At 60.7% G+C, this 7,284-nt stretch carries 6 protein-coding genes; 3 read left to right on the plus strand and 3 right to left on the minus strand.

The features are described from left to right. From AACZ55_RS14920 to AACZ55_RS14930, 3 genes are all read left to right on the plus strand, one after another. Positions 1–559, plus strand: a 559-nt coding sequence (locus AACZ55_RS14920; protein WP_339647386.1) for a glycine--tRNA ligase subunit alpha, incomplete at its 5' end; no start/stop codon positions are given. Positions 560–621: 62 nt separating this feature from the next. Then, complete coding sequence (locus AACZ55_RS14925; RefSeq protein WP_339647388.1) at positions 622–1,179, plus strand: LemA family protein; 558 nt, start codon at positions 622–624, stop codon at positions 1,177–1,179. Between the two features lie 5 nt (positions 1,180–1,184). Beyond that, entirely contained in the window at positions 1,185–3,065 is a 1,881-nt protein-coding gene (locus AACZ55_RS14930; RefSeq protein WP_339647391.1) for a DUF2207 domain-containing protein, read from the plus strand. A 4-nt stretch (positions 3,066–3,069) separates the two neighbouring features. On the opposite strand, the gene AACZ55_RS14935 is transcribed toward AACZ55_RS14930, so the two are convergent. The 3 genes from AACZ55_RS14935 to AACZ55_RS14945 form a co-directional block, all read right to left on the minus strand. Continuing rightward, entirely contained in the window at positions 3,070–3,939 is an 870-nt protein-coding gene (locus AACZ55_RS14935; protein ID WP_338607537.1) for a 4-(cytidine 5'-diphospho)-2-C-methyl-D-erythritol kinase, read from the minus strand. Beyond that, the gene (locus AACZ55_RS14940; RefSeq protein WP_339647394.1) at positions 3,939–5,645 is read right to left on the minus strand and encodes a tetratricopeptide repeat protein; all 1,707 of its coding nucleotides are present in this window, start codon (positions 5,643–5,645) and stop codon (positions 3,939–3,941) included. The genes AACZ55_RS14935 and AACZ55_RS14940 overlap by 1 nt, the downstream gene beginning before the upstream one ends. Positions 5,646–5,905: 260 nt before the next feature. Continuing rightward, positions 5,906–7,284 (minus strand): electron transfer flavoprotein-ubiquinone oxidoreductase (locus tag AACZ55_RS14945; RefSeq protein WP_339647397.1); only part of this gene is annotated, 1,379 nt, incomplete at its 5' end.

Genomic DNA, 7,284 nt, shown 5'->3' on the forward strand with positions numbered 1-7,284 from the left:
GGAAAGCCCGACGCTGGGCGCATGGGGGCTTGGCTGGGAGTGCTGGTGCGACGGGATGGAAGTTTCCCAGTTCACCTATTTCCAGCAGGTCGCGGGCTTTGAATGCTCTCCCGTTCCCGGGGAAATCACCTATGGGCTGGAACGGCTGGCGATGTATGTGCAGGGGGTCGAGAACGTTTACGATCTCAACTTCAACGGACGCGAAGGCGATCAGAAGGTCACCTATGGCGAGGTGTTCCTGCAGAACGAGCAGGAATTTTCCAAATACAATTTCGAGGCGGCCGATACCGAAATGCTGTTTCGGCATTTCAAGGATGCCGAGGACGAGTGCAAGGCCATCCTTGCGGCAGGCCAGGATGGTGAGCGCCAGACCATGGCCGTGCCAGCCTATGAGCAGGTCATCAAGGCCAGCCACAATTTCAACCTGCTCGACGCGCGCGGGGTGATTTCGGTGACCGAGCGCCAAAGCTATATCCTGCGCATTCGCGAGTTGGCCAAGGCGTGCGGTGCGGCGTGGCTGCAAACGGCCGGCGGCGGGGCGACCGGCGCCGATAAGTGATTGATATAGCCCATTAATGGTGCCACTCTGGCCGCAACCATGCGGCAGGAGGGAAGCGGCAGATGGAATGGGTGATCCTGATACTGGTCGTGGCCGTTCTCGGCTATGCGATCTATGTCTACAACAATCTGATCCGCAATCGGCAGCTGGTGGAAGAGGGCTGGTCGGGCATCGACGTGCAGCTCAAGCGCCGCGCCGATCTCATTCCCAACATGCTCGAAACGGTCAAGGGCTATATGGCCCATGAACGCGAGACGCTGCAGGCGGTGACCGATGCGCGCGCGGCCGTGCAGGCGGCACAGAACGCTTCGCCCGGCGAACGCGGACAGGCGGAGGGGCTTCTTTCGGGGGCTTTGGGGCGGCTTTTTGCGGTGGCCGAGGCCTATCCCGACCTCAAGGCCAACACCAATTTCCTCGAGTTCCAGACGGCGCTGCAGATTGTGGAAGACGAGATCCAGCTTTCGCGGCGTTATTACAACGGAGCCGTGCGCAATCTCAACATCGCCGTGGAATCGTTTCCTTCCAACATCGTTGCCAATGCCTTCAAATTCGAAAAGGCCGAATATTTCGAGCTGGAGAACGAGGCGGACCGGGCGGTGCCGCAGGTCAAGTTCCAGTAAGGCCGATGCAGCGTTTTCTCATTGCCCTGGTCGTTTTGATTTGCGCCGCGCCTGCGTGGGCGCGCGAGGAAATCCGCGAGTTCAACGCGATTTTCGAGGTTCATGCCGATACTTCAGTGACCATCACCGAACAGATCGCGGTGAATGCCGAGGGCAACGAAATTCGGCGCGGCATCTTCCGCGACATTCCGACCCTTCTCGAAACGCCCGATGGCCGGACGATCCGGCTGCCGTTTGAAGTGATTTCCGTGACGCGCAATGGCGCGGCAGAACCCTTTGCGGTCGAGGGAATATCGGGCGGACAACGGATCCGGATCGGGTCGGCCGAGGTGCTTTTGCAGTCGGGTGTTCACCGCTATGAGATCGTCTATCGGATGGACCGTGCGGCACGCCTGTTCGAGGATCACGACGAGTTCTACTGGAACGCGACGGGCAATTACTGGAATTTCCCCATCCTGCGGGCGCGCGCGTTGGTGACGCTGCCCGAAGGCGCTCAGATTACTGAACTCAATGCCTATACTGGCGAATTTGGGGTGCGTAGCGCCGACAGCTCGGCCGAACGACTCAACGACCGGCAGGCACGATTTACGGTGACGCGGGCGCTCGGGCCGGGCGAAGGGCTGACGGTTTCGGTTTCCTTCGAGAAAGGCATTCTGACGCCGCCCCAAGGCACCGACGCGCTGTTGTTCTGGTTTTCCGATTATCGCGACTACATCATCCCGCTGGCCATGCTGTTGATCGTCATTGCCTATAATGCGCTGGCCTGGGGCGCTGTGGGCCGCGATCCGGCCAAGGGTGTCATATTTCCCAGATTTTATCCCCCCAAAGGCTTTTCCCCTGCGCTTGTCCACTACGTGCACACCATGGGATGGGGAAAAACGGGCTGGACAGCCTTTTCCGCCGCGCTGATTTCGCTGGCCACCAAGGAGTTGATTGAAATCGGCAAGCAGGGAAAGAAAAACACCCTGACGGTGACCGGGCAGTACCCGAAAGAACCGCTGCCGCCGGGCGAAGCGGTGATTTACGGGGATTTGAAATCGATGAGCCCAGTGACCATCGACAAGACAAGCGGGCCGGAACTGGCCAAGGCCAAGTCCGCCTTCATCGCTGCGCTGGAAGCCGAAAACCGCAAGGTCTATTTCAACAGCCATATGATCTATATCGCTGTCGGCGTGCTGATCGGCATTTTGTCGCTGGTCGTCATGGTGGCAACGGGCGTGTTGCACCCGTTGTTTGTGTTTTTTGCTGCCTTTGCCGCGGTCTTCCTGTCGATCATTGGGACGGCAGCGCGCTCCTTTTGGCAGGGCCGTGGGATCGGGCGGTTTTTCGGTTTGGCGATCATGGGCATTTTTATCGCCAATTCTGGGGCCTTTGCTTTGGATGTGCTCGATCTCTCCAATATCGATTTTCCGTTCGTCGCGGCGATCACCATCATTGCGGTAACGCTGGTGTTTGCCGTTCTGATGCGGGCGCCGACCGTGCATGGGCGCAAGATCATGGACGAAATCGATGGCTTCAAAATGTATCTCGAGACGGCCGAAAAGGAACGGCTCAACTTTCAGGGCGAGCCCGACATGAGCGTTTCACGCTTCGAGGCCATCCTGCCCTATGCCATGGCGCTGGGCGTGGAAAAGCCCTGGTCGACGCGGTTCGAGAACGATCTGGCCCGTCACGCCGTCAAGGATGCGGGCACAGACTACTCGCCGCACTGGTATAGCGGCGGCAATTTCTCTTCGGGCAGCTTCGCGCGCACCATGGGCGGGGTGGCGACCGGGCTCAGCGCTGCGATGATCTCGTCCCAGCCGCAGGCATCGAGTTCGTCCGGGTCGGGGGGCGGTGGCTTTTCGGGCGGCGGCGGAGGAGGCGGCGGCGGAGGAGGCTGGTAGCAGCCTATTGCCCGAGCAGCGGCGTGGCGGCGACCCAATGGCCCGAGAAGCGTTCGCGCAAATCGTGAGCCGCCTGGTGGGCGGCGGCGGCGCTGCCATAGAGGCCGAAGCAGGTGGCGCCGGAGCCTGACATGCGGGCGGTGACGCAGCCTGATGTGGTGGAGATCGCGCCCACGATCGAAGCGATGGAAGGCACCAGTTCGGTGGCGGGGGCCTCAAGATCATTGCGGGTATCGGCAAGCCAGAGCGAGAGCAGCGCTGCACGATCGAGCGGCGCGGGCAGCTCGGGCATGGGCGGATTGTGCTTTTGGGTCAGCCGCTTGAACACATCAGGGGTGGAAACCTGTTCGAGAGGATTGACCAGAACCAGGTGCATCTGAGGAAAGGTTGTGAGCGGTGCGATTTTTTCGCCAATGCCGGTTACCTCGCAAGGCTGACTCAAAAGGCACATGGGCACATCGGCACCCAGCGTGGCGGCAAGGGCAAAGATTTCCGCATCGGCGATGGGGGTTTGGCTCATGCGCGCAAGAACGCGCAACAGGGCGGCAGCGTCGGCCGAGCCCCCACCGAGCCCGGCAGCAATGGGGAGGTGCTTTTCGAGATGGATTTCGATTCCGTCGGGCAGATGACCGGGAAAGCGGGCGCGGAATTTTTCCAGCGCCCGGATGACAAGGTTGGCACGCCCATTGGGCAAATCGGCGCCGAACGGGCCCGAGACGTGAAGCAGGTCCTTACGCGCAGGCGCGACCGAAACCAGATCGGCCAGTTCGGTAAAAACGCACAGGGTGTGGAGGAGATGAAAACCGTCCTCCCGACGCCCCACAACATGCAGCGCGAGATTGACCTTGGCCGGGGCGGGCTCTGTTAGCGGCATCAATCGCCGATGGGCGCGTTCGGGTCCAGCCCGTGAAGCAGCTTTGGCGTGGCGCGCTCGGTGACCGCGCCGTCCTCATCGACATCGATGGCGATGCGCCACTGGAACATGGCTTCGCGCTCTCTTCCGGCAACCCAATAGACATCGCCAAGATGGTCGTTGATCTCGGGGTCGGCAGGCAGAAGGTTGACCGCATCCTCGAGCACCTCGACGGCCTCGTCTATGCGGCCAAGCTTGTAGAAAGCCCAGCCCAGGCTGTCGACGATATAGCCGTTGCGCGGTGAGAGCTCGACGGCCTGCTCGATCATTTCAAGCGCCTGTTCGAGGTTTTTGCCCTGATCCACCCAGGTGTAGCCGAGATAGTTGAGAACATCGGGATGATTGGGGCGCAACTCGAGAGCCTTGAGGAAATCGGCCTCGGCGCGGTCCCATTGTTTGGCGCGCTCATAGGAGATGCCGCGCACATAATAGAAGCGCCAGTCGTTGGGACGGGCCGGATCGAGCCGATCAATGACCGCTGAATAGGCCTCCGCCGCCTCTTCCCACCGCTCGGCATAGCGCAACGTATCGCCCAGGATACCCTGCACTTCCTGATTGTCGGGATTTGAGACAGCAATATTCTGAAGACGGGAAATGGCGGCATCGCGATCGCCGCGCAGATCGATGTTTTCGGCGAGCCGGACCAGCGCGTTGACACGGAGGGGGGAATCGTTGGGGACAGTCTCAAAGATCGTGTCGGCTTCGTCGTAGCGGCCGGCGCTGGCTAGAAGCTCGCCAAGCGAAATTGAAATGATCGCCTCGTCGGGATCGAGGTAATTGGCAAGTTGCAGGAAGCCGACGCCGAGCTGGATCGAGCCATCGCGGGCCAGCGCCGTGCCCAGTCCGTGAAGCATTTCGGCCGCGCCCGACTGGACCGATCCGGCGAAAAGACCGGGCTTTTGACCATTGGCGATGGGCTCACGCAGGGAATCGACAACAGGATGCTCGACACCCTGTTCAGCAAAAGTATCGAGCACGGCCTGGGCTTCATCGAAGCGTCCGGCATTGCCCAGCATGCGGATATAGGCTTCAGCGATGCGCGGGACGAGCGGATCGAGTTCATAGGCCTGGCGGGCCAGATCGATCGCCTCATCGCGTTGGCCGCCGACATCGGCCAGAATGGCGCGATGGAAGATGATAAACTCGTCAAACCCGCCCTGCCCGACCTGGCTCAGGATGGCATTTGCGGCGTCAGTATCGTCTTCGCCGACCTTGGACCAGGCGCGGATAACCGAAGCGATAATGCCGACCAGCGAAGCCTCGGGAACGCGCGAAAGCAACTGATCGGCTGAAGCGTAACGGCGCTGTTTGAGGGCAACCGAGCCCAGAACAAGATGGGCAAGCTCATCTTCGGGCGTCAGGTCAATGACGTGTTGAGCCATGGTGGCGGCTTCGGAAATGTCGCCGGCCAGAAGATAGGCGAGGAACGCCTGGCTGGAATAGACCGGATTGTCCCAATCGCGCTCGGCGGCCTGCATGAACAGTGAAGCGGCGCGGCGGGCGTCGAGGGCATCGATGGCGGAAAGGCCGGCCAGATAGCTGCCCATCGTACTCGAGACGCGCATGGGCAGGATATCCTGCTGCGCGAATGACGATGAGAGTGGAACGCCAGCGCAGAGCGCGGCAACGATCAGGGCATGGATCGGCCGTTTGAGCAGCTTTAGCACGATTGTTCCCGAACTCCTCGCTTGCAGGCCTGAGACCGGCCTATCATCTCCAATAGCCAAACCCGGCAATCCTGTCGATTGTTGGGCGCATCAGTTGGATGCATTTTCACGTTTCTCCGAATCGCGCAAATTGCTCCAAGTTCTTGTCTTGTCGCGCTTCCGAACCGGATAAGCGGCTTCCACTTATCCTGGAAGCACTCCCACGAGACCTTTTCACGCAAATGCGCGAGCGCCGCAAGCCTTGAGGGCTCACACGATTTTCACATTCCCGAATAGTTGGGACCGCTTCCACCCTCGGGGGGTACCCAGTTGATGTTCTGGGCCGGGTCCTTGATATCGCAGGTCTTGCAGTGCACGCAGTTCTGGGCATTGATCCTGAACACGGGATCGCCGCCTTCCTCGATCACCTCGTAAACACCGGCGGGGCAATAGAGCGGCGCGGGCTCGCCATATTTCGGCAGGTTGTCGCGAATCGGGACTTGGGGATCGGTGAGCCGCAAATGGACGGGCTGATCCTCTTCATGGGCGATGTTGGCGCGATAGACCGATTCGGTGCGCGAGAAGGCGATTTTGCCATCCGGTTTGGGATAGGTGATGGGGGCAACTTCGGAAACCGGTTTAAGCCGCGCGAAATCGGGCCTGTCGGAAACCAGACCACCCAAGGGGGAACGTTTGGCGAGGCTGGAAATCCACATGTCGGCGCCGGCCAGCCCCACCCCGACAAAGGTCCCCAGCTTGCTCCAGAGCGGTTTTACGGCGCGGACCGGGTAAAGATCGTTGCGGATGCCCGAAGCGAGGATGGCTTCGTCGAGCGTTGCGATTTCATCATTGGCGCGGCCGGCGGCGATGGCGTTTGCAATTTCGGACGCCGCGGCCATGCCCGAGCGGATGGCGTTGTGGATGGCTTTGAGCCTCGGCACGTTCATAAACCCGGCCGAGCAGCCGATCAAAGCGCCGCCGGGGAAGGCCATTTTGGGGATGGACTGCCAGCCGCCCGAGGTCAGCGCGCGTGCGCCATAGGAAAGGCAGGTCGCGCCTTCGAGCAGTCTGGCGATTTCAGGGTGCTGCTTGAAGCGCTGGAATTCGCCGAACGGGGACAATGTGGGGTTCTCGTAGTCGAGATGGGCGACAAGCCCAAGATAGATCCTGTTGTCCTGGGCATGATAGCAAAAGCCGCCACCGCTGGTGGAATTGCCCATCGGGTAGCCCATGAAATGGGTGACTTTGCCCGGCTTGTGTTTTGCCGGATCGATTTCCCAGATTTCCTTGAGGCCAAGACCATATTTTTGCGGCGCGCGGCCTTCGTCCAGACCGAATTTGGCGATCAGGCGCTTGGCGAGCGAGCCGCGGGCGCCTTCGGCAATGAGCGTATATCTGGCGCGCAACTCGATGCCGGGGGTAAAGGTCGGCTTGTGGGTGCCGTCGCGGGCAACGCCCATATCGCCGGTGACGATGCCGAGGATTTCGCCATTCTCGCCGGTGATAAAATCGGCAGCGGCCGTGCCGGGAAAAATATCGACGCCCAGTGTCTCGGCCTGTTCGGCCAGCCAGCGACACAGATCGCCGAGCGAGATGATGACAGCACCCCTGGTCTTCATGATCGGCGGGATCAGGGCGTGGGGGAAGGGAATGGCGGATT

The organism is uncultured Pelagibacterium sp. (assembly GCF_963972885.1).
Classification (GTDB): Bacteria; Pseudomonadota; Alphaproteobacteria; order Rhizobiales; family Devosiaceae; genus Pelagibacterium; species Pelagibacterium nitratireducens.